This window comes from Furfurilactobacillus sp. W61-4 (genome assembly GCF_057545565.1).
The window spans coordinates 131,038-155,603 of the sequence record NZ_BAAJNZ010000004.1; the positions used below are offsets into that span (position 1 = coordinate 131,038).

Sequence of the window (24,566 nt, forward strand, 5' to 3'; positions counted from 1 at the left end):
AATCATATGCAACAAGGCTTCCCTAACGATTTCATGTGGGGTGGTGCGACTTCAGCAAACCAAATTGAGGGAGCTTGGAATATCGACGGTAAAGGTCTTACCACGGCTGAGGTCCTTAAAATGACGCATGCACACAATCACATTAACATTGATGACATCTCCCTGACTGATATTCTCACAGCTCAGCAAGATTCAACCGATAAAAACTATCCCAAAAGACGAGGCATTGACTTTTACCATCGCTATGAAGCAGACCTCAAATTACTTCACGAATTGGGGATTAAGGCCCTCCGTATTTCAATTTCTTGGGCCAGAATTTACCCTAACGGCAATGATGAATTTCCCAATCAGGCGGGACTAAAATTTTATGATCATGTTTTTGCTAAAATGCTCGCCTATGATATTCAGCCAATCGTAACGCTGTCTCATTATGAGTCCCCACTAACCCTGACCCTGACAAAGCAAGCCTGGCTTGATCGCTCAACCATCGAGGACTTTTGCCGTTTTACCAAAACTGTCTTCAAACGGTACCACCAGCAAGTTAAATATTGGATCACGTTTAATGAAATTAATACGGGTAGTTTTGGATTTCATGAAACAGGTGTTATTGACTCAGATAAAGAGTTCCCAGAAAAACGGCAAATCCGCTACCAAGCGATCCATCATCAGCTACTAGCCAGTGCCTTAGCCACCAAGCAACTAAGAAAAATTGATCCGCAAGCTAAAATTGGTTGTATGCTGGCTAGAATGCAAGCTTATCCGGCAACGTCAAAACCAACTGATGTGCGGGCCACACAATTGGCAGATCAGCTAAATTTATTTTTCACGGATGTTCAAGTTCGTGGAGCGTATCCAGCCTTTATGTATCGCTATTTTAACGAACACCATATTCATATCGAAATGCATGAAGATGACGAACAAATTCTCAAACAAAATACGGTTGATTTTTTGAGCTTTAGCTATTATATGACGACCATCACCAGTGCTGATACCATTGACGATGAAACAGTGTCACTTGGCAATTTGTCTACGGGCAAACGTAACCCGTACTTACCATCCTCACAGTGGGGGTGGCAAATTGATCCGGTTGGCTTAAGGATTACCCTCAATGAATTGTGGGATCGTTACCAAATCCCTCTATTCATTGTTGAAAATGGGCTCGGTGCAGTCGATGAACTCACACCGGATAAAAAAATTCACGATCCCTATCGAATTGACTATTTACGTGAACACATCATCCAGATGAAAGAGGCAATTGAAGATGGTGTGGACCTAATGGGTTACTTGATGTGGGGGATTATTGATCTAATCTCATTTTCGACATCGGAAATGTCAAAAAGATATGGGGTAATTTACGTCGATCAAAATAATGATGGGAGTGGGACAAAAAAACGTTTTAAGAAAGAGTCGTTTACGTGGTACCAAAAGGTTATTAAAGCAAACGGTATCGACATTGATGAACAAGATCATCAGCCCTAAATCGTTGTTATCAAGCAGCGAAGGCTAATTATCCTCTCTATTTTGTTACGGATAGCCTAGCCGTAACAATTTAACCTCACGTAAAAACTACCCCCCGCTAAATCAAGCGAGGGGTAGTTCATTTAATCCTTGTTGATGGCTTATTGATCGACAAGTTAGGCGGTCAAATTATTTAGTCCCAAATAAACGATCGCCTGCGTCACCTAAACCTGGCACGATATAACCGTCTTCATTGAGGCTTTCATCCAAGGCAGCAGTGTAAATATCGACATCAGGATGAGCTGCTTGTAAAGCTTTTACACCTTCAGGTGCTGCCACCAAACACATAAATTTAAAATTATTGGCACCACGTTGTTTGAGCGCATCGATGGCCATAATCGCTGAACCACCAGTCGCCAGCATCGGATCAACCACAAAAATTTGCCGTTGATCGATGTCCGCGGGCATTTTTACGAAATACTCTACGGGCTGGAGTGTTTCCTCATCTCGATACATCCCGATATGTCCAACTTTGGCCGCCGGAATCAAGTTCAAAAAACCGTCAACCATCCCTAATCCAGCTCGCAAAATTGGCACGATTGCCAATTTTTTACCAGCTAGCTGTTTTTTGATCGTCGGACCGATCGGCGTTGTCACCTCAACATCTTCCAACGGCATGTCCCGTGACACTTCGTAGGCCATCAACGTTGAGATTTCGTTGACAACCTCTCGAAAAACCTTCGTACCTGTCTCTCGATTACGAATAATCGTTAGTTTATGCTGAATTAGTGGATGATCAAGAACCTGAAATGTGCCCATGCGGTGCCACGCTCCTTTTATTTTCTGCTCTCAATTTTAGTCGATTTTCACGGTAAACGCGAGCGTAAACAACAATTAATTCACATTAATTGGATGAGCCGCAGTCAAAGCCTGAACCCGTTGCGATACGAATTTAGCAACCGCTTCATCTGCAGGATGCTGAATCATTTGCAAAATAAGAGCCGCAACTTCCTCGCATTCATTTTCATTAAAACCGCGGGTTGTGATGGCTGGCGTCCCGATCCGTAAACCAGACGTCACCCGAGGGCCTTCGGGGTCATTAGGAATGGCCTCTTTATTCGTCGTGATTGCCACCGTGTCCAGCAGATCCTGAAGAGCTGCTCCAGTCAATGCTGTGTCCGTCAAATCTAGCGTCATTAAATGATTGTCAGTCCCGCCAGTCAGTAGCCGGACATGTTCATCAGCGTTGAAGACCGCCGCCATCGCCTGCGCATTCCGAATAACTTGCTCACCATAAGTCTTAAATTCTGGTTGTAAGGCTTCACCCAAAGCAGCAGCCTTACCGGCAATCACATGTTCCAGTGGACCACCTTGGGTGCCCGGAAAAACAGCCGAGTTAATCTTTTTGGCATACTGGGCTTTGGCAAGGATCATCCCACCCCGCGGACCACGCAATGTTTTATGTGTCGTGGTGGTCACAACATCAGCATATGGGACTGGACTCGGATGCAAGCCGACAGCGACAAGACCAGCAATGTGGGCCATATCTACCATCAATTTGGCCCCAACCGAATCCGCAATTTCACGAAACGCTTTGAAATCAATCGTACGACTGTACGCAGAGGCACCGGCCACAATCAACTGTGGCTGCACCTCTTGAGCTTGTTCGCGGATCGCATCGTAATTCAGTCGTTGTGTTTTGGGGTCAACATGATAAGGATAAAAGGTGTAAGTTTTACCACTAAAATTAACCTTCGATCCATGGGTCAAATGCCCCCCATCATCAAGTGCCATCCCCATAACGACGTCCCCAGGTTTTATTAGCGCGGTATAAGCTGCCATATTAGCTTGCGAACCAGAATGGGGTTGCACATTGGCATATTCCGCACCAAATAGCGTCTTGGCTCGGTCGATCGCGAGTTGTTCGACCACATCAATGTATTCGCAGCCACCGTAATAACGGTGTCCCGGGTAACCTTCAGCATATTTATTGGTTAGTACTGATCCCTGGGCCGCACGAACCGCATCTGAAGCAATATTTTCTGAAGCAATTAATTCAATCGTTTGTTGTTGCCGCTGGCCCTCATGTTCAATGGCCTGCCACAATTCTGGATCTGTTGTTTGATAACTCATGGGCAGTTCCTCCTCAAAACAATCATCGCAATCTACCGCCTCATTTTACCGCATTGAACTTTGCAGAGGCAATTTTATCTGAATATTCAACACTACATGGAACATAACTGCTGAAACAATACCAAGAGAGTTTAGAACATAACTTATAAAAGTAACAGGTGTTGAACTTCCTTTTTTGTTTACCACATCTCCATAGTAAAAACGTGCGACAAACACCTGAGAACTGAGTCTAGCGAAAAAGTGAGCACTTTGAAGCGAACCCCCATAGTTGGACAAAATCCAACTATGGGGGTTTTACTATGACCAAATATAATTATGAATTTAAAGCAAAAATTGTCGCAGAATACTTAGTGGGCGTTGGCAGCACGACGTTGAGATTATTCGTCAGCAGCGACTTTTTTTCGCACTGCTGCTTAAACGGATTTCGGTTCAAAGAAGACATTTCCCGCCGATTTTTTTAATCGATTCATATACGCGAGACCCAGATTTCTTGGCGTGAATCCCTCAGCCAAGATGTAATGAATGGCTGGCTCATCATCAAAGTGTCTCAACCCAGCAAATAGTAAATGGCTAGCCGACGTGACATCCTTCCCCAAGGAAAAAAATTCTGCGTTATCCGGCAAGGTCAGATCCTTTAGTCGCTCCGTCGTTGCCAACACCCCGACTTTGCTTGGTTGTTGTGTGGCCCACTTCAGTGCCGCAGACCAGTCTCCGCCATTTACGATTTCAACCTGAGCCGCCGGTGCATAATGCTTATACTTCATTCCTGGTGCCTTAGGCGTTTCTTTAGCGCCAACCTGATGAACCTCCGTTGCCACCGGTGTGTGAATCACCGCTTCGATCTGTGCGGCGGTCACTGCGCCAGGTCGCAAAACGGCTGGTTGTGACGTTGACATATCGAGCACCGTTGACTCCACGCCGACTTTAGTCGCACCATCGTCCAGAATTCCCGCAATCTTACCATGAAGGTCATGATAAACATGTTGAGCCGTTGTTGGGCTAGGTTTCCCGGAAGTGTTCGCTGACGGTCCAACAATCGGATCACCCAATGTCTTAATCAAAGCTAATGTAGCTTCATTTGCCGGAAAACGAAACGCTGCAGTTGTTAGACCACCAGTAACCGTTTTTGAAAGAACGTTAGGCTTCAGATTAAAAATCATGGTCAAGGAACCCGGCCAAAAGGTTGACATTAGTTGCTGGGCTGCCTCAGATAATGGTTCAACCAACCGTTTGACCGTCTCGACATCTGCCACGTGTACAATTAGGGGATTATCACTGGGCCGCCCCTTCGCCGCGTAGACCTTTTTAACAGCTGCTTCATTCAATGCATCGGCGCCTAAGCCATAAACGGTTTCTGTTGGAAAAGCCACCAACTCACCTTTAGCTAAAAGGGAAGCGGCTTGATCAATTTCAGCCGTCGAAAAAATTTGTGTTTCCATGCTAGTTATCCCTTCTTCTCAAATTAGCTTACTTTATCAAAGTCGAACCCGAATCATCCGATCATGTCCGGCCACATCTTGTTTCAAAATCACTTCTGCTTGTGGGATAGCAGCTTTCATTAAAGCTACCACGGCTGGACCCTGCGCAAAACCAATCTCAAAATAGGCTGCACCACTAGGCAACAAATGATCAGCCAATTGCGTCGCGATTCGTTCATAGATGGCTAAACCATCGTGAGCGGCGAACAATGCCTCGTGTGGTTCATAAGTCAGGACACTCCCATCCATTAATGATTGTTCACGTTGACTGATATATGGCGGATTACTAATGACCAGATCAAAAGATTGCTCATTCACCGGGGCAAAAAGATCCCCCACTCCCCAATTGAGCTGCGTCTTTAACGTCAGCGCATTGTGTTGTGCCACGGCGACCGCCGCCCTACTGATGTCGGTAGCCGTTAACTGCCACTGTGGCCGTTCCAATGCTAATGTGATCGCTAACGCACCACTTCCAGTGCCAATATCAAGAACCCGCTTCAAGGGAACATTTCCCCAGTCACTAAGCACCCAGTCAATTAATTCTTCTGTTTCCGAGCGAGGAATTAATACGGCCGGCGTAACCTGAAATTGCCGACCATAAAAGGTGGCCTTACCTACCACATATTGTTCAGGCTCACCAGCCAGGATTCGGTTAACCGCTTGTTGGTAAGCTGTCCACTGTGTCACTGTTAAAGTGTCACGCAACGATAGGAACAGTTTGGTGCGGGACCACCCAAAAAGATCTGACATAATCACTTCGGGCAACTGTCCAACATCCTCAATTGACTTATTCGCGCCAGCTTTAAAACACGAAAAAGCCCACTGCTGGGCTTCGATCACAGTTGGATTAGCCATGATTCAATGCTTCCATCTTTTCGGCTTGTTCATTCAATAATAAGGCATCAATAATTTCATCGAGTTCGCCATTCATCACCCGATCTAATTTATTCAGTGTCAAATTAATTCGATGATCCGTGACACGATTTTGTGGGAAATTATAGGTGCGAATTCGTTCCGAGCGATCACCGGTCCCCACAGCTGTCTTACGTTGTTCATCGTATTCGTTTTGTTCACGAGAAGCATAATAGTCATAAACCCGTTGTTTAAGGATCTCCATCGCTTTTGCCCGGTTTTGTTGCTGAGATCGCTGGTCCTGCATCGAAACAACTACCCCGGTCGGTAAGTGGGTCATTCGCACTGCCGAACTAGTTTTGTTAATGTGTTGACCACCAGCACCAGAAGAGCGAAACACATCTGTTCGAATATCTTTCGGATCCAAATCAATATCAACATCTTCATATTCGGGCATCACCCCGACTGTTGCCGTGCTCGTGTGCACCCGCCCGGCGGATTCGGTGACTGGAACTCGCTGCACACGATGAGCCCCATTTTCAAACTTCAACTTGGAATAGACTTTCTCACCTGTAATCATGAGGACAATTTCTTTGAAACCGCCCACCTCAGTCGCATTCTCGTCAATAACTTCGACATTCCAACCTTGTCGCTCAGCATAACGGGTATACATATTGAAAAGATCGGCAGCAAACAAACTCGCTTCATCACCACCTGCAGCACCGTGAATTTCCATAATAATGTTTTTATCATCATTGGGATCACTTGGTAACATTAAGACCGTAATCTCCTGTTCCAATTGGGCCTTTTCTTCGTCAAGATCTTTCAATTCATCTTTGGTCATGGCCTCCATCTCTGGATCCAACTTTTCGCGTAACAATTCGTTGTCATCATCAATTTCACTCATTACCTGACGATAACGCCGATATTTCGTCACTGTCTCCCGAATACTACCTTCCTCTTTCGACAATGCCATAAACCGATCTGAATCAGCAATGACTTCTGGATCACTCATTAATTCATTCAGTTCTTCATAGCGGTCGGCCACCGCCTGTAATTTATCAAACATTTCATCCATAATTATTCGGTCTCCTCAACATGAAACTGGGCTTGACTCATTGGCGGATTGAAATAATGCTCTCGACAAACCGGATAATAACTTTCATTACCGCCGATTTGAACCTGCTCACCCTCATAGACCGGCTGACCATCATGCACACGCAAGTTCATAATGGCCTTTTTTCGGCAGAACCAGCAAATTGTTTTCATTTCCTCAATCTTGTCAGCGTAAAGCAGTAGATACTTTGAACCTTCAAATAGTTCATTTCTAAAATCATTTTTCAAGCCAAATGTCATCACCGGGATATGCAATTGGTCAACGACTTTGGTTAACTCTAATATATGATGTTTTTCTAAAAACTGTGCTTCATCAACCAAGACACAGGCAGCAGATGGATCAATTCTAGTCACTGCTTCATAGATATCGGTGGTCGATTGAATTGCGTGAGCAGGTCGCTTAAGGCCAATTCGACTGGAAACAAAGCCAGCTCCATCCCGTGTATCCACAGCACTGGTCATAATAATGACTGACTTGCCTTGTTCTTCATAGTTATGTGCAACTTTTAAAATTTCAATCGTTTTGCCCGAATTCATCGCGCCAAAACGAAAAAACAACTGTGCCATGTCGATTTACTCCTGCCCTAAAATTTTGTCGCCTTTCATTATAGCGAATCACTGCTCTAATGAACAGGCTTGCGTCGCTTGACCAATAAACTCAAGGCGGCACCAATATTTCTTAATCACCGCTTAAGTCTGAGCTTTCTCAACCAGTTTATTTGACGAATGTGCTAAACTACAAAGGTTAATTACGGTGTTGAAGGAGTTCTTTTATGTCATTAAAAAGCGGCGTAGCCACAGCAGTTGGCAAATCATCTTATTGGTTCTTACACACATTTTTGCATGGTGGTTCCTCCCTGCCAGGCAAACTGGCAACACGCATTGATCCCGAATTATTGAAGACACTCGGTCAAAATTACGATGTTATTGTGGTCACTGGAACAAACGGTAAGACCTTGACGACAGCCTTGACAGTTCGCGTCCTACGCCAGAAATATCCGAATGTTTTAACTAATCCGACGGGTTCGAACATGGAACAAGGTATCGTCGGTACTTTTCTTCATGCCAAACGTCCGCATGGTCAACGTCCCTTAGCAGTTTTAGAAGTTGATGAAGCTAATGTCATTAAGGTCACTCAATATATCAAACCGATTGCCTTTGTGCTGACTAACATCTTCCGCGATCAAATGGATCGATATGGCGAAATTTATACGACTTATAAGAAAATTCTCGATGGGATTAAACTGGCACCAGATGCGACGATCATTGCTAACGGTGACACTCAGTTATTTAATTCTGTTTCACTGCCTAACCCTCAAATTTTCTACGGCTTTAATCATCTACCCAAAGGTGATATGACTGCTCCCGTGAATACGGATGGGATTTTGTGTCCTGTCTGTCAGCACATTTTACATTATCACTTCATGACATATGGTAATTTAGGCGATTATTTCTGCCCTCATTGTGGTTTTCACCGACCAGAGCTGACCGATGCTGTCACCAAGCTTGGCGCAATGACCCCAACTAGCTCAGCATTTGAAATCAATGAGCAACCTTATGAAATTGGTATTGGTGGTTTGTATAACATCTATAATGCACTCGCTGCTTTTGCAGTCGGACACTTTATGGGGGTGAGTGATGATCAGATACGGCAGGCTTTTACCAGTGACGAACGCGTCTTCGGTCGTCAAGAAGAAATTCATGTTGGCGATAAGGACGTGACGTTAATTTTGATTAAGAATCCAGTTGGTGTTAACCAAGTCATCGATATGATCTTAACGGAACCAGATCCTTTCTCATTCGTTGGCTTGCTAAACGCAAATTATGCGGATGGGATTGATACAAGCTGGATTTGGGATGGCGAATTTGAAAAACTAGGCGCCGCGGGTAGCGGTCAACAGCCAAAGATCAAAGCTTTCATGACCGGCGGTGAACGTTATAAGGACATTACCTTTCGTCTGAAAGTGGCCGGTGTGGATCACCCGATTATTGAACCAGATCTCAGCGAAGTGGTGGATAAAATCAAGGCATTACCAACTCAGAAAGTGTATGTGCTGGCGACCTATACCGCTGTCCTGCAACTACGCAAACAATTTGCCAGCGAAGGTTTGATTAAGGAAGGAATGGGTGCTTAATGGCAAAATACAGTTTAACCATCGCTCACTTATATGGCGATCTCATGAACACCTATGGCGACGTTGGCAATATTCTGGCCATGAACTATTATGCCAGCCAGATGGATACCGAAATTAAGACGAGACTGATCAGCCTCGGTGATGATTTTCGGGAAAAAGACTATGACATCGTCTTCTTTGGTGGTGGCCAGGACTTCGAGCAAACGATTGTGGCCAAAGACCTGCCCAGTAAAGCTGCGGCCATCACAGATTTTATCGAATCCGGTGGGCCAACCTTAGCCATCTGTGGTGGTTTCCAATTACTCGGCCAGTATTACATTGGCGCAGATGGCGAAAAAATCACGGGAACTAAATCGATGTCACACTATACAAAAAATCAACACGATCATCGTTTTATCGGCAACACGATTATTCAGGATGAACAAACCGGCGAAGTGTATCACGGCTTTGAAAACCATCAAGGGATGACTTTCTTAGGCGCAGATGAAGCTCCCCTCGGTGTTGTTTCAGAAGGTGCTGGTAATAACGGTATGGATGGTACAGAAGGTGTTCATTACAAGAACGTCTATGGCACCTATTTTCACGGGCCAATTTTGACCCGCAATGGTGACATTGCGAAACACTTGCTTGTGGAAGCGCTAAAACGAAAGTATCCCACAGAAGACTTTTCCGCATTTGATGCTATGGAAATTCCAGCGACCTTCTAACCATCGCAATGACTCAATAAATCGCGATAAAAACACGCTTATGACAGGCAAACGGCACGATCCACTTGAAATGAAATCAAGTGGATCGTGCCGTTTCGTTTAACAAAATACAGTTAACAACCTTTAGTTCATGGTCAGTGATCGCTTCAACCACGCCTCGTCATTGGGATCTTCTGAGCCACGTTGATGTTTGTCAATGCCAGCAATCGCCGTCATTTCTGCATCAGTGAGTTCAAAATCGAAGACATCAATATTTTCTGCAACACGGGCTTGGTGAATTGACTTTGGAATGACGATGATGCCGCGTTGGATATGCCAGCGGAGAACCACTTGTGCCACACTCTTGTGGTGCGCAGTCGCAATGTCATTTAAGACCGGATCCTGCAAAACGCCACCTTTTCCCTGTCCCAAAGGTCCCCAAGCTTCATGAGCAATGCCTAATTTAGCTAGGTACTCATGCAATTGGGTTTGTTGGAAATATGGATGGGTTTCAATTTGGTCAACGGCTGGCGTAATCTTGGCTGTCGTCAATAATTGATCCATTTGTGGTTGCTCAAAATTAGACACCCCAATGGCCTTAATTAACCCATCATTATATAAATCTTCCATTGCTCGCCATTTTTCATTATAACCGGCACTTGGCCAATGAATCAGATACAGATCTAGATAATCTGTTTGTAGTCGTTGTAAGCTCGCCTTAAATGCTGTGATCGTGTCATCGTAGGTTTGGACACTGTCCCATAATTTAGAGGTAATAAACAAGTCTGATCGTTTAACGTCACTAGCCGCCAAAGCTTCACCGACCCCAGCCTCGTTATGATAAATTGCAGCGGTGTCAAAATGACGATAACCATCAGCCAATGCATACTCAATCGAGTGACGTAAATCATTTTCATCTTCGACCAGGAAGACGCCTAAGCCCAATTGGGGAATTTGAACCCCATTATTCAACGTAACATTTTCCATATTAAACAAACCTCCTCAACTTTTGCGAAACAATATTTTTAATCATTCATGCTTGTTCATCTGGCTCACTGGCAATAATTTGCACATCACCCCGAATTTCCCACTGTTTAATATCAAAGGGAATAATAAAATGCATCCCCTTGACCAAGGTATAAGGGTCCTGTCCGGGAACAACCAGTTCGCCGCGACCATTTAACACAGACGCTAAGGTATAGGGTGCTGCCCCTCGCGTGAATCGCAATTCACCCCCACGACTACGCCATTCATAAACCGAAAAGTGTGGTGATGAAACAAACTTTTTAATCATCCCGGTACCAACATGTTTCGTCGTAATATCTAATTTAGGATCTACATGAGGAACGGTAGTAACTTCAATGCTTTGCTGCTTATGCAATTCACGTCGATGTCCTTGAGCATCTGTCCGATCCCAGTCGTACACTCGATATGTCGTATCAGAGCTCTGCTGAGTTTCTAAAACCATGACCCCAGCGCCTAGCCCATGAATCGTGCCACTTGGGACATAGAAGAAATCCCCAGCCTTAACCGGGACCGTCCGAAATAGCTGATCCCAATGGTCATGGTTGATCCAATCTGCCAATTGCGCCCGCGTTTGAGCATGATGACCGTAGTATAGTTTAGCGCCCGGCTGTGCGGCAATCACATACCAACACTCCGTTTTTCCTAATTCATGCTCATGGACTTCCGCGTAAGCATCGTCAGGATGAACTTGAACCGACAAATCTTCATGCGCATCTAAAATTTTTGTCAATAACGGGAAAACGTCGCCAGTTGCATTGCCAAACACTTCACGGTGAGTCGCCCACACGCGATCTAACGATTCACCACGAAACTCGCCATTAACAATGGTCGCCGGTCCATGGGGATGAGCAGAAATTGCCCAAGCTTCCCCTGTATGGTCCGTTGGAATATCATAGCCAAAACGATCGCGTAGGCCAGTTCCACCCCATATCTTTTCATGAAACACTGGGATCATAAACATTGGTTCTGTCATTACGTCGGCCCCTTTTTTATTGATAACGTTTCCAATTCGTCTTCAAGTGTAGCATAGCATGATCTAACTTGATTAACGATCTGCTACTTCATCTAAAAAGGTGCGATATAATCGCGGTCGCCAAGCAATGAATCGTTGATTCGTTGCCGTTGGGTGAACACGATTGGTCAATAGTACTAATCCTTGGCTTGTCACACGATCAAGGATCAAAATAGTTCCCGTATAACCTGTATGAAAGGCCACTAAGTGATCCGGAGTGCTTGCAGCCAACAGATTCCAGCCTAATGACCGACCAAGCCGACGATTGGGAGTTTGATCTGTTTGCAATAAATCACGGGTTTGACTGGATACTACGTCATCACGATTACTTAAGAACCACTGGGAAAAGGTCGTTACATCATCCAATGAGGCAAACAAACCGGCCGAACCACAATGTTCTTTTAGGATCGCGGCTTTAGGATCATGAACCTGTCCACGAAGTAGTCCATTAGACGTTAATTCTGTGGGGACGCTATCTTTCGGGTCAGGGTTAAACGTTGCTGTCGTCATTGATAACGGCGTCAAAACTTGTTGACGAATCACGGTCTGCACTGGCTGTTGGTAGACTACTTCTAACACCAAGCCGATGAAAATTAACCCGATATCAGTATAATGGTCACGCTGTTCGAACGAGGGCCCTACTGATAGTTTCAATAATGCCGTTAATAACTGATCCGCAGGCAACTGATTCCGATGTGGGATATACCCACTAATCGCCGCTGTATGCGTTAATAGATCGCGTAACGTCACCCGTTCATCCAACCACGTTGGCACAAAATGATGGAGCGATTCATCCACACTGAGTACCCCGTGTTCAACTAATTGCATGACGGCCGTTGTCGTACCGATCACCTTCGTCAAAGAGGCTAAATCGTATAACATCCCAGTATGCAAAGGTTCAGGTTCCGGCCACCAAGCAGCCTGACCAATCACCTTTTTCTTTACACAGTCATGATCAATCAACGCGTATGACGCTCCGGGAACAACGTGTTCGCTCACCAACTGCTCAATCATTTTTTCCGTGCGCATCCTATTCATCACGCTGTTAACCTCTCAACTAATCACATCAATTAAACCCACTTCTTAATTAACGTCAAGCTTAACACATGTCGTTTAAACATCGATGGACGCATTCTAAATCGTTTGCCCCAAAAATTGACTATTATACAGCTGGGCATAAAACCCCTTAGCTGCTAGCAGACTTTGATGTGTACCGGTCTCTACCACAGCTCCATGATTCATCACCACGATTTGATCAGCATTTTGAATTGTAGACAAACGATGGGCCACCACAAAACTCGTTCGATGTTGCAATAAAGTAGCCATCGCCGTTTGAATTTGCATCTCAGTACGACTATCAACGGAACTGGTTGCCTCATCTAAAATCAAAATTTCTGGATCCGCCAAAAAGGCACGGGCAATGGTTAATAATTGCTGTTGACCTTGTGAGATGTTGCTAGCATCCTGATTCAGAACCGTTTGATAGCCATCCGGCAATTGTTCAATGAATTGATCCGCTTGAGCCGCTACTGCCGCAGTTTTGACTTCTTTATCAGAGGCATGTTCACGACCATATCGAATGTTATCGGCAATCGTGCCAGCGAATAACCAGGTCTCTTGGAGTACCATGCCGAAATGCTGCCGAATTTGGTCACGCGTATGGTTCCGAACATCAGTACCATCCAAACGGATACTACCGCCATCGACCTCATAAAATCGTTCCAATAGATTAATAATCGTCGTTTTGCCGGCGCCGGTCGGTCCCACGATAGCGATCATTTTATTGCGTTGCACCGCCAAATCAAATTGCTTAATCAACGGTTGATCAACCCGATATGAGAAATCGACTGCTGCCAGTGTTATTTTATTCGTATCGTCACTGACCGTTGGATAGTTGGTTGTGGTGTCATCCATTTCTGGCTCATCTAAAACCTGAAAAATCCGTTCAGCTGATGCAATCGTTGCCTGAATGGTGTTTGTCATATTGGCAATTTGAGTGATCGGCTGGCTGAATTGATTTGTATATTGCAAAAAGGCTTGCACGTTACCTAATGTAATGCTGCCTTCTGCAACTTGAATACCACCGATGACCGCGACCATTACATAATCAAAATTTGAAATGAAGTTCATTAACGGAAAAATCAAGCTAGAAATAAACTGAGCTTTCCAAGCCGCTTTATAATAACGATCATTCTGTTGAGCAAAAGTCTTGATGGCCTCCGGTTCGTGATTGTAGGTTCGCACGACTGTATGCGCGGCAAAAGTCTCCTCGACTTGATCGTTCATCGTCCCCAAAGCCGTCTGCTGCGTCATGAAGAATTTCTGTGATCGGGGCGCAACCACTCGCACCACGACGAGACTCATCGGAACTGTAATTAATGCCACCAGCGTCAATACCCAACTGATTGACAGCATCAGTAACAATACCCCGATAAACGTCACGGCTGAGGTAACAATCTGAATAAAACTCATTTGAAGGGTTCCAGCAATATTATCCATGTCATTAACCGCACGTGACATAATGTCGCCATTATTGTGTGTATCATAATACTTGATTGGCACGCGGGATAGCTTCGCCTTGAATTCTCGTCGTAATTGATAAACCACCCGTTGAGAGATCCGTGTCATGACGATCTGCTGAACGATTGAGAAGATCCCGGACACGGCATATAAAATACCCGTCTCAGCTAAAATCTTAGCAATTGCGGCCATATTGATTGCAATGCCAGTCCCTGGATGCTGCCTTGCCTGCGTCACGCCTGCATAGATTAACGTTGTGGCGTTTCCTAGTAATTTAGGTCCGAAAATAGATGTAATCACGGAGATGAGCGCCAAGACAACCGAAATAATTAGGCCAACGCGCCATGGTTTTAGATAACTGAATAACCGTCTAGTTGTCGGCCAGAATTGTGCGGGGTGTTCTGTCGGTCGGGCAAATTGATTACCCCGTCCTGCTCCTGGATTACGCATTGGGCTCACCCCCTTCTCGAATTTGTGAATCAATAATTTCACGGTACGTCTGACTTCGCTGTTTTAATTGCTCATGGGTGCCCGCATCAAGCAGTCGACCATGATCAAGTAATAAAATCAGATCCGCATTAACCACCGTTGAAATCCGCTGCGCAACAATCACGGTAACCGCTTGTTGAACCTGATGATCTGCTCGTAATGCCTGGCGCAATTTTGCATCTGTTTCAAAATCTAAGGCACTAAAGGAATCGTCAAAAATATACACACTGGCTGGTTTTAAAATGGTCCGCGCAATAGCTAGTCGTTGTCGTTGACCGCCCGAATAATTACCCCCGTCTTGCTCGACCGGAGCATCTAGACCACCCTGAGCTTTAATAAAATCATCCGCTTGCGCTGTTGCTAAGGCAGCCCACAGCTGATCATCGGTTGCACCAGCAGCCCCGTAAGTCAGGTTACTACGGACAGTGCCACTAAATAGCACGGCCGTCTGTTGATTAAAGGCAACTTGGTTATGCAATGCGGTTAGCGTTAACTGACGAATATCCACCCCATTAACGAGGACTGCGCCATCACTAACCTCATATAATCTAGGGATTAAGTTGATTAATGAACTTTTCCCAGCGCCTGTGCCACCAAGAATTGCGATCGTTTGTCCGGCTTGAGCAGTAAATGAAATATCTGTTAAGGCTGGTCTACCAGCGTCAGGATAACTAAAAGAGACGTGATCAAACGTCAGACTCGCACTAGCCTTGTCCATGTTAGTCTCGCGACCGTCCTTAATATCTTGGGCGGTTCCCAATACCGCCTGAATTCGGATTGCCGAAGCTGAAGCCCGCGGGATAAAAACAAACATTCGTGACAACATCATAAAGGCCATCAGAATTTGTGTCGCATAGGTCATAAATGCAACCAAACTCCCAATTTGCATCTGATTAGCGCCGATAATTTGCGCCCCAAACCAGATGATTGCGATTTGAGAAGCGCTTAAAATCAACGTCATAATCGGAAACATCAAGCTAACCAATTCAAAGGCCCGCGTGCTGGTATTTGTTAAGTCCTGATTGGCGTCATTAAAACGAGTTCCCTCATATTTATCGCGGTTAAATGCCCGAATGACACGAACCCCAGTCAAGCCTTCTCGCAAAATTAAATTAATGCGATCAGTTTTGCCTTGAATACTACGAAATAAGCGCACTGAAGCATGCTGAATTAAATACACGACTAACGCCAGAATCGGCAAAACCACCAAAAATATTAACGTTAACTGCTTGTTTTTTAAGTAGGCCATGATTCCAGCTCCAACGAGGTTAATTGGTGCCATAATCATCATTCTTAGCATCGTTACAGTCACGTTTTGGACTTGGGTAACATCATTTGTCGTTCGCGTGATCAATGATGCATCACCATACCGATCAAAGTTTGCATTACTCATATAGGTCACGCGGTTAAACAAATCTCGCCGCAAATCACGCCCCATTCGCATCGATTGGGTGGCCGCAAAGTAAACATTACCGGCCGCCGCGGCGACCCCCACCAATGAAACAACCAGCATCACGATCCCGGTTTGCCAAATATAGGTTAAATTGTGTTTGGCAACCCCTAAGTCAATGATATTGGCAGTAATCGTCGGTAAAAATAAATTACAGGCGGCTTGAATAATTAAAAATAGTAGGGCACCGATAAACCCCCACCAGGCAACATACCGACCAGCCAGTTTAAACATTAGCTGCCACGCTCCTTTCGATAATCATTTGCTAACAGTATCTTGCTGACGGGCACCAGATTCAAGCAATCTACCACGCAACTTTCAATAACCGTTTAAACCTTAACTCAATCGGTCGTTACTACGTTTATTTCACAAAAAAAGTTCGTCCCAAAAAAATCAGGGCGAACTTTTCGCAAATTTTGATCGTTACGATCGTGCTTATTTATCCGTTAGCTGCGTGTTGACTCGCCGAATCAAAGCGTTTTTGAAGCCAGCCAAGGACCCCGTCAGAAATGATGGCCATCAATGCAGTTGGTAACGCACCTGCTAAAATGATTGCACCACCGTTCGTCGCATTGGTCCCGCGAATAATAATATCGCCAAGACCACCTGCCCCAACGAACGAGCCAATCGCGGTAATTCCAATTGCTAAGACCAGCGCGTTACGAATGCCAGCCATAATAACGGATAATGATAATGGAACTTCGATGTAGCGCAAGGTTTGCAGTCGCGTCATCCCCATCCCCTTACCTGCGTCGAGCACGTCTGGATTTACGTTTAGCATGCCGGTGTAGGTATTCTTAATAATTGGCAACAAGGCATATAAAAAGACCGTCACAATAACCGTGTTGACTCCCAAGCCAAGGCCTAACATCAGTACCGATAACATTGCCAGCGACGGGATCGTTTGAATGACATTCGCCACGCCGATCACCCAATCGCTCAGGCGCCGATAACGCGCGATAAAAATACCAATCGGGATGCCAACGATTGCTGCAAACAACACCCCGTAAATTGAAATCAAAAAGTGACGGTTGAACTGGCTAAGCACATAGAGGCCATTGTGTTGAAAATAATAGATTAATTGTTCCCATAAATTCAAATGGTTCATTGCCTTACCTCCCGTCAAAATAGTGATTTTGTTTTAAAAAGCGTTGAGCAACCGTCGCTGGTTCTTCCAAGTTGTTATCAACTTCATAATTCAGCCGTTGCATGGTTTTTAAATCAATTTTCCCGTTCAATTTAGCCACCACTTGCTTCAACTTAGGATATTTCTTTAAGGCTGCATCATTGACGACGGCGCTACAGTCATATGGTGGGAAGAAGTTGCGGTCATCCTTCAATACTCGTAACCCATAACTATTGATTCGTCCATCGGTAGAATATCCCAGCACGGCATCCATGCGTCCGTTAGCCAATGCACTGTAAACTAGCCCAATTTGCATGTTATAAACATTGCCAAACTTATACCCATAAACACGTTGAAAGTCCGCATAACCATCCCCGTGCCGATTCTCCCAGATCGGATCAATACCAACCTTCATTTTGCTAGCTATGGGTTGCAATTGACTCACGTTACTAACATGATGCTCCTTGGCAAACTTCTCCGTGACCATCCAAGCATATGTGTCAGCGAATCCATAACTTGGAAAATACGTCATATGATAATGCGTCTTAAAATAGCGATGCACGTATGCATCTGTTTGCGCAGGCGTCATTTTTCGATTGATCTTTTTACCCATAATGGATTCAAGATCCGTCCCTGTATATCGCGTCGAGGTTAAATCAGCGTCATTACGCTTCTGAGCATTAAATGTCACGTTCCCGGAACCTAGGTTTGCAATAATCGTTGATTTATAGGACGTATCATGTTCAATCAGGGCCTTTAACATCTCAGCCATGATTTGCGATTCTGTCGTCGACATCGCCGCAATGCGCACCGTCCCCGTTGACGAGTTGTTGAGTCCAGGAAAGCCACAACCGCTTAGCAATAGCAAGGCACTTAAACCAAGTAACACCAGCGAAAATAATTTCCGTTGCAATCGTTTCATGCCTGATCACCTCCGTCCTTAGTTAAGACGGTTGGCGTCACCCAAGCTTCAATCCGCCCCAACAGGAAATCAACAATCAAGGCCAACAAAATAACTGGGATTGAACCACCCAAAATTAAATCTGGACGATACAAATTCAATCCGTTAAAAATGAAATCCCCTAATCCACCAGCCCCAATGTATGAAGCTAATGTCGCCCAAGCAATCACATAAGTCCCTGACAACCGAATACCAGCCATGATCACAGGAGCCGCCAGCGGGAGTTCCACTAACCGGATTGATTCCAGCTGACTCATGCCCATACCTTTGGCTGCATCTAGCACACTAGGATCCAAGCCTTCCAAACCTAGGTAAGTGTTGCGCAAAATTGGCAAGAGTGAATAGATAAATAGTGCCACGATCGCTGGCTTAGAACCAATCCCAAAGATAGGAATCATCAAGGCCAACAAGGCCATCGCCGGAACCGTTTGTAACACACTAGCTAAACCAATAATTCCACCGGCTACTTTTTTAAATCGTGTTAAGAGGACACCCAATGGCACCGCAACTAACACGCCCAAGCCCAAAGAAATGCCAGAGATGTACAGGTGCTGCCAAATTTTGACCAACAGTTGTCCGCCAAAATTTTGAAAGAATGTCATCACTGTTGATCACCTGCCTTTTGTTCATCAGCATGATCGCTATCAAGTGCTTCATCCGTAAACAGTGCATCATAGACGATGTCCACGAGTGCCGCCCGCGTCACAATTCCGACTAAACGGCGATCATTGTCAACAACTGGCACGTTCTTATAACCATACTTCAAGATTCGTGACACGGTGTCTCGAATAACCGCATTTTCGTTCACATAAAAAATTTTGGTATTTGCCACAGATTCTATTGGTGCTTTAGGGTTATAACGTTCACTAAAGGATTCGATGTCAACAAACCCCGTCAAGCGACGGTTTTTATCTGTGACCAATAAAGTATCAACCCGACGATCATGCATCAGTTTTAACGCTTTTGACATCGGTTCAGCACCAGTCACCGCTACTGGCGTCTTTAACATAACTTGACCAACTGTCGTAATGCTAGGCTTAGCCTGAATTAAACGTTCACGCCCAATCAGTTCTTCCACAAAATCATTGGCCGGGTGCTTGAGAATTTCCTCTGGTGTCGCAACTTGAATCGTCTCGCCATGGGACATCACAACAATCCGGGTTGCTAATTTCAATGCTTCATCCATATCATGAGTCACAAAGACAAAGGTCTTACCCGATTCTTGTTGAAGGTTCTTAACTAAGTCTTGTAATAATTCTCGGGTCACTGGGTCAAGTGCACTGAATGCTTCATCCATCAGAATGATATCTTGATCAGCAGCTAGTGCTCGGGCAACCCCGATCCGTTGTTGCTGCCCACCAGATAGTTCCGCTGGATAACGATCCAAGAAATTTTCAGGTAGCTCAACCAAGTTGATCATTTCTTTAGCGCGTTGATTACGTTTATCTTCCGGCCACTTCAATAGACGCGGCACTAAAGTGATGTTGTCACGAATCGTCATATGTGGCAACAGGCCAATGTTTTGGATCACATAACCGATTCGCCGCCGTAATTGAACTGGGTTCATCTGGGCGATATCTTTACCATCAATCGTAATTTCACCAGATGTCTGCGTTAACATGCGATTAATCATCCGCATGGTAGTCGTTTTCCCTGATCCAGATGTGCCAATAAAACAAATGAATTCACCGCGTTCTACTTCCAAGTTAAAATCCGCCACGGCGACCTTATTGCCTGGATAGGTCTTATTCAGATGACTCATTTTTAAAAACATTTTTATTTCCCAACTCCTTGTCTAAATCACCATAATAATGCTATTTATAACAGTGACTGGCTATCCGCCAGTTTGATTCCGCTTTTGTTTACTCAATACCGTAACGTTTTTGCCCGGGTCATTGCAAATTAGCTGTTTTTAATCAAACAATTAATGATTTGAACACTTAAATTCGTAGAGAGGAGCCTTATGTCGCAAAAAGAACGGCAACAACACTTAGATGAATTAACCAGCCGCCTAGTGATCAGTTTTGTCCTCGCATTGGGATTGCTTGTGATGCGTCAATTCACCAATTCTTTAATTATTATTATCGCCTTCTGGGGATGCACCCTCTATGCCATCACGTTATTTACCCTTTGGGGGTGGCTGCAATGGCAACAATTATCAACAAAAAAATAACTAAATCCCTTATGAGCTAATCGATAACAGATCATCGCGGCAAAAATTCTCTTTCATTGTCACGATCAGTGAATCACCACTTTCATCCCCGTAGGTGCCGATTCATTCAGCCATTTTGCGTCTGCAACGGTGAGTCGCACACAACCATGTGAGGCCGGCCGCCCCAGCCGCTTTGCTTCCGATACATTGTAACTTCCGTCAGCTTTTGTCGGTACTGTATGAAACAGGTACACCCCATGATCAAGAAACGAGGTCCAATAATTCGCGCCTTCTTGCAATCGTTCGTTGTAAAAACTCGCACCTCGCTCGGCTTGAATTGCAAACGTTCCTCGTGGTGTGGTCGCGTTTTTTCCGCTTGAAATGATCATTGTGTATAACGTACGCTGACCATTTTTAATGTATAGTCGTTGTCGTTTTAACGAAACATCAAACCAGGCGTGTGGATAGCGCTGCAAATCCGGATATGGTTTTGCTTGTGAAGGTGCCTGCCAATCAAGCTTAGATCGCCCTTTGGCCATGGCTGACTGTAGGTTTATACCTAACACGATCAATACGATTACGCAAAGCAAACTGCCGTATTTAAATTTATGACGCATCTCTTATCCTCCTGTCCTATCTATCCAGCCTATCGAAAGCCTGTCAACAATGCAACCGGACTGCAGTACATCTGCTGGCAAGTCCGTTATAAGCATTTTTTATGATTTTTATTTATTAAAATGTTATAAACAAAGCATAGAAATATTGCCATTTCACTAATCGATAGGAGGCTATGACTATGCCCTTTAAACCAAAGCACATCTTAGTACCGACTGACGAATCCAGTAATGCCGAGGCTGCCTTAAATACGGCCGTAGCAATTGCGCAACAAAATGACGCTGACATCAGTTTACTTGAGGTTATTGCCCCAATGTATTCGGCACCTGAGTATCCGCTAGAAGATGTCTCAGCTCAATTACAACAACGCGCCGATGGTTATTTAAAACGCTTGGCAAAATCCATCGCTGACAAAACCGGTTTTACTAACATTAAGACCACCGTTATTCACGATGCCCCCAAACCAACTATCGCCAAATATTTTCCCGAACAGCATGACATTGATCTCATAGTAATCGGTGCAACAGGTACGAACGCCTTCGAACGTGCCATCTTAGGCTCTACCACGGGTTATGTCGTTCGTGAAGCCGTCGTCAATGTGCTAGTGGTTAAAGATGAAGCTAATTAAGCGCCAGCAAGTCCCAGTCACAAGCCGGGACTTTTTTCATGACCAAAACCCCTACAAGAGTGGCATTAACTTATCCGTTCACACGAAACCTTAGCTTTTTCTAGGAATTCCCGTTGACATCGTTGGTCAGTACCGTATAATAAGTAGAGTAAATTTGCCCCATGGTCAAATTGGTTAAGACGTCGCCCTCTCAAGGCGGAGTTCCGGGTTCGATCCCCGGTGGGGTGATTTAAAGTCACCCGGGCGCTTGCTTGGCAGATTTACGACTTTAAAATTTCATTGGGTATTAGCCAAATTGGTAAGGCAGCGGACTCTGAATCCGTAATGTACTGGTTCGAGCCCAGTATACCCAACTTTGAGGGTTTATAGTGTTTCATCTGATTGTCTCAAGGCTGTTATATCAGCATTTGAGGCATTTTTTTATTCCTTTTAGTTTGATTCAGTTAAAACCAAATGGCACCACGAAACAACTAAAAACATCATTTTTTATAGACCAAAGTCGTATTTGAATACTTTTGGCTTATTTTAATCATCAATAAACACCTTTATACCAGTGTATACAGAGTTTCACTGGCACCACAGACCAATTTTTGAGTGACTTTTGAAATTGGTCTACCTCACATAATGGCACCACATAATAAAAATACACCGGCGGGCGGCTGGGGTTAGGCCTTGTCACATTGTGGCACGCCTTTTTTGATGATTATCAAAGACTCCCAAGTTTAACTTAGCCACTTGTGGAACTGGCATGTTCTGTTATGATACTGGGGTTAAGGTTTTAGTCCGCAGGCTGTCCGTATGGGCGGCTTTTTTTATTTCTGGTTCTCATTTCTATGGAACCGCAAATGTGCTTTTTTAAAGGGTCTGAAAAGACCAAAGAAAAAGGGATGCACCACTCGGTACATCCCCGGCAATATCGTTTGTCTTTAATGGCAAACCTGATATAATAATGTCATTGGAAAGGCAAAGGGGTCTCGTCAAAGAATGCCCTTTGTCCGCCGGTCAAGTATGACTGTTAAGCTAGTTACTTTGTGTAACTAGCTTTTTTTATAATCTCGTATGCTTGAGCAAGCAACTTCACTGCTCTTGCGGAGATATAGAACGATACAGCAAACTGCACCATTCCCCCAACCATCCTTGAATAGTATTCCATGCTCTCACCCCTTGCGGTCATGGATTGGTGAGAATGAGAGCACTTAATACTTTTCCAGCTAGGCCGCCAGCAAGTAGCGAACTGACTGACGACTGTACTACTAGCAACCGGACCAATGACCTAATAAAAACAGCAAAACATTGTACAAACAGATAAATCTCGATGTGCTTCTAACCACAGCTTTAAGCATGTCCAACATTTTCCAATTACGAAAAATGATACTTCTTTTATCTTCGACACAAGAATCAGTATAATAATCAACATAACATTCGATTGTCGCTAATCAGAAAGGGGTTCATCCATGATAAATTCTCAGAAAAAAGCGCCCTATCTCAATGAATTTGATGCGACGATGCAACTCATTCAAGGTAAATGGAAAATTATGATTTTATTTGAACTAGCTGACCAAAAGCACTGTCGGTTTGCGGAACTACAGCATCATATTGAAAATGTATCCCACAAAACATTGACCGTTCAGCTTAAGGAATTGGTGGAAGATGGCTTAATCAGTCGTCATGACTTTCAAACCGCCCAACCTCACGTCGAGTATCAGCTCACCAATACCGGACAAACTTTAATTCCAGTCCTTGATGCCATTTGTGATTGGGGTAATCAACATATCGCACCAAGTCTACGCCAGCGTTCGCTATGTGATGAATCAATCTAAATAAAAAACGCCATCAACGTGGCGTTTACAGCAACAATAAGGCGACAGTCAACGGGAGCGACGTCGCAATTCGTTGCGGTGGTGATTATAAATTTGCCGAGCATTATCCGGTTGCCCATCTGACGCTTCCATAAACGTGGCTGAAATTTTCTGGTCATCGATAATCTTAGTCACTCGATCCATATCACCGGTGAACCACTCAATATTATCAGCATCGTAAGGCTCAGTACCCAAGCCATATTCATACATACGATGCGGATTGACTACAACCAAAAGCTGCCTAGTACCAGCGGCAGTAATTCGTTTAATGTGTCGTAGTAAACGTTGCGGTGTCATTCGATCACCTTCCCTAACTCAAGGGTACCACACTCCGAATTTAAATGCCGCCCACTGTGACTAGTAGTTCTTGTTACCCATGTATCCCACAATCTACATTGCGCTTATCGGGAGGATCATCCGATGACTTTTTACAGTTATCAATTTATTGTGTCAAATCAAAATCAAGGCCAGTATTTAAGAATTGCGATCATCTGTGCCCTAGTGGTCGTGACACTGCTATTAATGCTTCAATACTTACGCCATCGTTGGGATGTTAAGTTTAAAGATTTGGCTGTAATTGCCGGGACATTCTTAATGCTAACATTAGCTTATCAGTATAACGACTTCACCAATCTTCAAGCCTCCTCAAAGCAAAACGGACAAATCATTGCGACCGTTAAGCAGGTTGCTCATCAGCTCAATGTAAAACCGCAAACGCTTGCTGTAAACAATCCCTCACAAGCAAACACTGGCTTGCTCGTTAAATCAGCAAATCACTACTATAATGTTGTCTATAACGCGGATGGTTCAGAATTTGTTTTACAACGGGTCAGCCTCGTTAAAACACGGATTACTGTGAAGGGAGTGTAA

General features: G+C 44.5%; 24 protein-coding genes and 2 tRNA genes. 9 read left to right on the forward strand and 17 right to left on the reverse strand.

Annotation, left to right across the window (positions count from 1 at the left end; all coding sequences use genetic code 11):
• Positions 1-6: 6 nt before the first annotated feature.
• A complete protein-coding gene (locus AC27FN_RS06330; protein ID WP_487167306.1) occupies positions 7-1,479 on the forward strand; it encodes a glycoside hydrolase family 1 protein in 1,473 nt (490 codons plus the stop codon).
• Between the two features lie 168 nt (positions 1,480-1,647).
• Here the strand turns inward: AC27FN_RS06330 and upp are convergent, their stop codons facing one another.
• The 6 genes from upp to AC27FN_RS06360 all read right to left on the reverse strand — a co-directional run bounded on the left by upp (position 1,648) and on the right by AC27FN_RS06360 (position 7,604).
• A complete protein-coding gene (upp, locus tag AC27FN_RS06335) occupies positions 1,648-2,277 on the reverse strand; it encodes a uracil phosphoribosyltransferase (RefSeq protein ID WP_407883732.1) in 630 nt (209 codons plus the stop codon).
• 75 nt (positions 2,278-2,352) lie between these two features.
• Positions 2,353-3,591: a serine hydroxymethyltransferase gene (gene glyA, locus AC27FN_RS06340; RefSeq protein ID WP_487167171.1), complete on the reverse strand. Its 1,239-nt coding sequence runs from the start codon at positions 3,589-3,591 to the stop codon at positions 2,353-2,355.
• A gap of 413 nt (positions 3,592-4,004) precedes the next feature.
• Positions 4,005-5,030 (reverse strand): L-threonylcarbamoyladenylate synthase, encoded by a 1,026-nt coding sequence (locus AC27FN_RS06345; protein WP_487167172.1) that lies wholly within the window; start codon positions 5,028-5,030, stop codon positions 4,005-4,007.
• Positions 5,031-5,066: 36 nt separating this feature from the next.
• Positions 5,067-5,924 carry a peptide chain release factor N(5)-glutamine methyltransferase gene (gene prmC / locus AC27FN_RS06350; RefSeq protein WP_487167173.1) on the reverse strand — a complete coding sequence of 286 codons (858 nt, stop codon included), beginning with the start codon at positions 5,922-5,924 and terminating at the stop codon, positions 5,067-5,069.
• Positions 5,917-6,999, reverse strand: coding sequence for a peptide chain release factor 1 (prfA, locus tag AC27FN_RS06355; protein ID WP_487167174.1), 1,083 nt, complete (start codon positions 6,997-6,999; stop codon positions 5,917-5,919). Before prfA ends, prmC begins: the two co-directional genes overlap by 8 nt.
• A gap of 2 nt (positions 7,000-7,001) precedes the next feature.
• Positions 7,002-7,604 carry a thymidine kinase gene (locus tag AC27FN_RS06360; RefSeq protein WP_487167175.1) on the reverse strand — a complete coding sequence of 201 codons (603 nt, stop codon included), beginning with the start codon at positions 7,602-7,604 and terminating at the stop codon, positions 7,002-7,004.
• Positions 7,605-7,810: 206 nt separating this feature from the next.
• Between AC27FN_RS06360 and AC27FN_RS06365 the strand changes: the two genes are divergently transcribed.
• Positions 7,811-9,172, forward strand: coding sequence for a MurT ligase domain-containing protein (locus tag AC27FN_RS06365; protein WP_487167176.1), 1,362 nt, complete (start codon positions 7,811-7,813; stop codon positions 9,170-9,172).
• On the forward strand, positions 9,172-9,879 hold the full coding sequence (locus AC27FN_RS06370; protein ID WP_487167177.1) for a type 1 glutamine amidotransferase: 708 nt from the start codon (positions 9,172-9,174) through the stop codon (positions 9,877-9,879). Before AC27FN_RS06365 ends, AC27FN_RS06370 begins: the two co-directional genes overlap by 1 nt.
• Before the next feature lie 123 nt (positions 9,880-10,002).
• On the opposite strand, the gene AC27FN_RS06375 is transcribed toward AC27FN_RS06370, so the two are convergent.
• The 9 genes from AC27FN_RS06375 to AC27FN_RS06415 all read right to left on the reverse strand — a co-directional run bounded on the left by AC27FN_RS06375 (position 10,003) and on the right by AC27FN_RS06415 (position 20,216).
• Positions 10,003-10,845, reverse strand: a complete 843-nt coding sequence (locus tag AC27FN_RS06375; RefSeq protein ID WP_487167178.1) for an aldo/keto reductase — start codon at positions 10,843-10,845, stop codon at positions 10,003-10,005.
• Positions 10,846-10,891: 46 nt separating this feature from the next.
• Entirely contained in the window at positions 10,892-11,857 is a 966-nt protein-coding gene (locus AC27FN_RS06380) for a type I phosphomannose isomerase catalytic subunit (protein WP_487167179.1), read from the reverse strand.
• 72 nt (positions 11,858-11,929) lie between these two features.
• Positions 11,930-12,934, reverse strand: coding sequence for a serine hydrolase domain-containing protein (locus AC27FN_RS06385; RefSeq protein ID WP_487167307.1), 1,005 nt, complete (start codon positions 12,932-12,934; stop codon positions 11,930-11,932).
• A 96-nt stretch (positions 12,935-13,030) separates the two neighbouring features.
• Entirely contained in the window at positions 13,031-14,866 is a 1,836-nt protein-coding gene (locus AC27FN_RS06390) for an ABC transporter ATP-binding protein (protein ID WP_487167180.1), read from the reverse strand.
• On the reverse strand, positions 14,859-16,589 hold the full coding sequence (locus AC27FN_RS06395) for an ABC transporter ATP-binding protein (protein ID WP_487167181.1): 1,731 nt from the start codon (positions 16,587-16,589) through the stop codon (positions 14,859-14,861). The genes AC27FN_RS06390 and AC27FN_RS06395 overlap by 8 nt, the downstream gene beginning before the upstream one ends.
• A 205-nt stretch (positions 16,590-16,794) precedes the next feature.
• Positions 16,795-17,463 carry an ABC transporter permease gene (locus AC27FN_RS06400; protein ID WP_487167182.1) on the reverse strand — a complete coding sequence of 223 codons (669 nt, stop codon included), beginning with the start codon at positions 17,461-17,463 and terminating at the stop codon, positions 16,795-16,797.
• A gap of 4 nt (positions 17,464-17,467) precedes the next feature.
• Positions 17,468-18,403: an osmoprotectant ABC transporter substrate-binding protein gene (locus AC27FN_RS06405; RefSeq protein ID WP_487167183.1), complete on the reverse strand. Its 936-nt coding sequence runs from the start codon at positions 18,401-18,403 to the stop codon at positions 17,468-17,470.
• Positions 18,400-19,047: an ABC transporter permease gene (locus tag AC27FN_RS06410; RefSeq protein ID WP_487167184.1), complete on the reverse strand. Its 648-nt coding sequence runs from the start codon at positions 19,045-19,047 to the stop codon at positions 18,400-18,402. Before AC27FN_RS06410 ends, AC27FN_RS06405 begins: the two co-directional genes overlap by 4 nt.
• Positions 19,044-20,216 carry a betaine/proline/choline family ABC transporter ATP-binding protein gene (locus AC27FN_RS06415; RefSeq protein WP_487167185.1) on the reverse strand — a complete coding sequence of 391 codons (1,173 nt, stop codon included), beginning with the start codon at positions 20,214-20,216 and terminating at the stop codon, positions 19,044-19,046. The genes AC27FN_RS06410 and AC27FN_RS06415 overlap by 4 nt, the downstream gene beginning before the upstream one ends.
• A 189-nt stretch (positions 20,217-20,405) precedes the next feature.
• Here AC27FN_RS06415 and AC27FN_RS06420 point away from each other — a divergent pair, with 189 nt between their 5' ends.
• On the forward strand, positions 20,406-20,615 hold the full coding sequence (locus tag AC27FN_RS06420) for a hypothetical protein (protein ID WP_487167186.1): 210 nt from the start codon (positions 20,406-20,408) through the stop codon (positions 20,613-20,615).
• 65 nt (positions 20,616-20,680) lie between these two features.
• Here AC27FN_RS06420 and AC27FN_RS06425 read toward each other — a convergent pair whose 3' ends face one another.
• Positions 20,681-21,211: a L,D-transpeptidase gene (locus AC27FN_RS06425; protein ID WP_487167187.1), complete on the reverse strand. Its 531-nt coding sequence runs from the start codon at positions 21,209-21,211 to the stop codon at positions 20,681-20,683.
• Positions 21,212-21,390: 179 nt separating this feature from the next.
• Between AC27FN_RS06425 and AC27FN_RS06430 the strand changes: the two genes are divergently transcribed.
• From AC27FN_RS06430 to AC27FN_RS06445, 4 genes are all read left to right on the forward strand, one after another.
• The gene (locus AC27FN_RS06430; protein WP_487167188.1) at positions 21,391-21,837 is read left to right on the forward strand and encodes a universal stress protein; all 447 of its coding nucleotides are present in this window, start codon (positions 21,391-21,393) and stop codon (positions 21,835-21,837) included.
• Positions 21,838-21,992: 155 nt separating this feature from the next.
• Positions 21,993-22,065: transfer RNA gene (locus tag AC27FN_RS06435), tRNA-Glu, on the forward strand.
• A 52-nt stretch (positions 22,066-22,117) separates the two neighbouring features.
• Positions 22,118-22,190: transfer RNA gene (locus AC27FN_RS06440), tRNA-Gln, on the forward strand.
• A 1,101-nt stretch (positions 22,191-23,291) separates the two neighbouring features.
• Complete coding sequence (locus tag AC27FN_RS06445) at positions 23,292-23,657, forward strand: winged helix-turn-helix transcriptional regulator (protein WP_487167189.1); 366 nt, start codon at positions 23,292-23,294, stop codon at positions 23,655-23,657.
• Between the two features lie 48 nt (positions 23,658-23,705).
• On the opposite strand, the gene AC27FN_RS06450 is transcribed toward AC27FN_RS06445, so the two are convergent.
• The gene (locus tag AC27FN_RS06450) at positions 23,706-23,993 is read right to left on the reverse strand and encodes a hypothetical protein (protein ID WP_487167190.1); all 288 of its coding nucleotides are present in this window, start codon (positions 23,991-23,993) and stop codon (positions 23,706-23,708) included.
• Between the two features lie 123 nt (positions 23,994-24,116).
• Between AC27FN_RS06450 and AC27FN_RS06455 the strand changes: the two genes are divergently transcribed.
• Complete coding sequence (locus tag AC27FN_RS06455; protein ID WP_487167191.1) at positions 24,117-24,566, forward strand: DUF3290 family protein; 450 nt, start codon at positions 24,117-24,119, stop codon at positions 24,564-24,566.

Bases quoted from the DNA above. Each gene is read 5' to 3' on its own strand.
- AC27FN_RS06330 (WP_487167306.1), top strand. From the start codon at position 7: ATGCAACAAGGCTTCCCTAACGATTTCATGTGGGGTGGTGCGACTTCA.
- upp (WP_407883732.1), bottom strand. From the start codon at position 2,277: ATGGGCACATTTCAGGTTCTTGATCATCCACTAATTCAGCATAAACTA.
- glyA (WP_487167171.1), bottom strand. From the start codon at position 3,591: ATGAGTTATCAAACAACAGATCCAGAATTGTGGCAGGCCATTGAACAT.
- AC27FN_RS06345 (WP_487167172.1), bottom strand. From the start codon at position 5,030: ATGGAAACACAAATTTTTTCGACGGCTGAAATTGATCAAGCCGCTTCC.
- prmC (WP_487167173.1), bottom strand. From the start codon at position 5,924: ATGGCTAATCCAACTGTGATCGAAGCCCAGCAGTGGGCTTTTTCGTGT.
- prfA (WP_487167174.1), bottom strand. From the start codon at position 6,999: ATGGATGAAATGTTTGATAAATTACAGGCGGTGGCCGACCGCTATGAA.
- AC27FN_RS06360 (WP_487167175.1), bottom strand. From the start codon at position 7,604: ATGGCACAGTTGTTTTTTCGTTTTGGCGCGATGAATTCGGGCAAAACG.
- AC27FN_RS06365 (WP_487167176.1), top strand. From the start codon at position 7,811: ATGTCATTAAAAAGCGGCGTAGCCACAGCAGTTGGCAAATCATCTTAT.
- AC27FN_RS06370 (WP_487167177.1), top strand. From the start codon at position 9,172: ATGGCAAAATACAGTTTAACCATCGCTCACTTATATGGCGATCTCATG.
- AC27FN_RS06375 (WP_487167178.1), bottom strand. From the start codon at position 10,845: ATGGAAAATGTTACGTTGAATAATGGGGTTCAAATTCCCCAATTGGGC.
- AC27FN_RS06380 (WP_487167179.1), bottom strand. From the start codon at position 11,857: ATGACAGAACCAATGTTTATGATCCCAGTGTTTCATGAAAAGATATGG.
- AC27FN_RS06385 (WP_487167307.1), bottom strand. From the start codon at position 12,934: ATGAATAGGATGCGCACGGAAAAAATGATTGAGCAGTTGGTGAGCGAA.
- AC27FN_RS06390 (WP_487167180.1), bottom strand. From the start codon at position 14,866: ATGCGTAATCCAGGAGCAGGACGGGGTAATCAATTTGCCCGACCGACA.
- AC27FN_RS06395 (WP_487167181.1), bottom strand. From the start codon at position 16,589: ATGTTTAAACTGGCTGGTCGGTATGTTGCCTGGTGGGGGTTTATCGGT.
- AC27FN_RS06400 (WP_487167182.1), bottom strand. From the start codon at position 17,463: ATGAACCATTTGAATTTATGGGAACAATTAATCTATTATTTTCAACAC.
- AC27FN_RS06405 (WP_487167183.1), bottom strand. From the start codon at position 18,403: ATGAAACGATTGCAACGGAAATTATTTTCGCTGGTGTTACTTGGTTTA.
- AC27FN_RS06415 (WP_487167185.1), bottom strand. From the start codon at position 20,216: ATGTTTTTAAAAATGAGTCATCTGAATAAGACCTATCCAGGCAATAAG.
- AC27FN_RS06420 (WP_487167186.1), top strand. From the start codon at position 20,406: ATGTCGCAAAAAGAACGGCAACAACACTTAGATGAATTAACCAGCCGC.
- AC27FN_RS06425 (WP_487167187.1), bottom strand. From the start codon at position 21,211: ATGCGTCATAAATTTAAATACGGCAGTTTGCTTTGCGTAATCGTATTG.
- AC27FN_RS06430 (WP_487167188.1), top strand. From the start codon at position 21,391: ATGCCCTTTAAACCAAAGCACATCTTAGTACCGACTGACGAATCCAGT.
- AC27FN_RS06445 (WP_487167189.1), top strand. From the start codon at position 23,292: ATGATAAATTCTCAGAAAAAAGCGCCCTATCTCAATGAATTTGATGCG.
- AC27FN_RS06450 (WP_487167190.1), bottom strand. From the start codon at position 23,993: ATGACACCGCAACGTTTACTACGACACATTAAACGAATTACTGCCGCT.
- AC27FN_RS06455 (WP_487167191.1), top strand. From the start codon at position 24,117: ATGACTTTTTACAGTTATCAATTTATTGTGTCAAATCAAAATCAAGGC.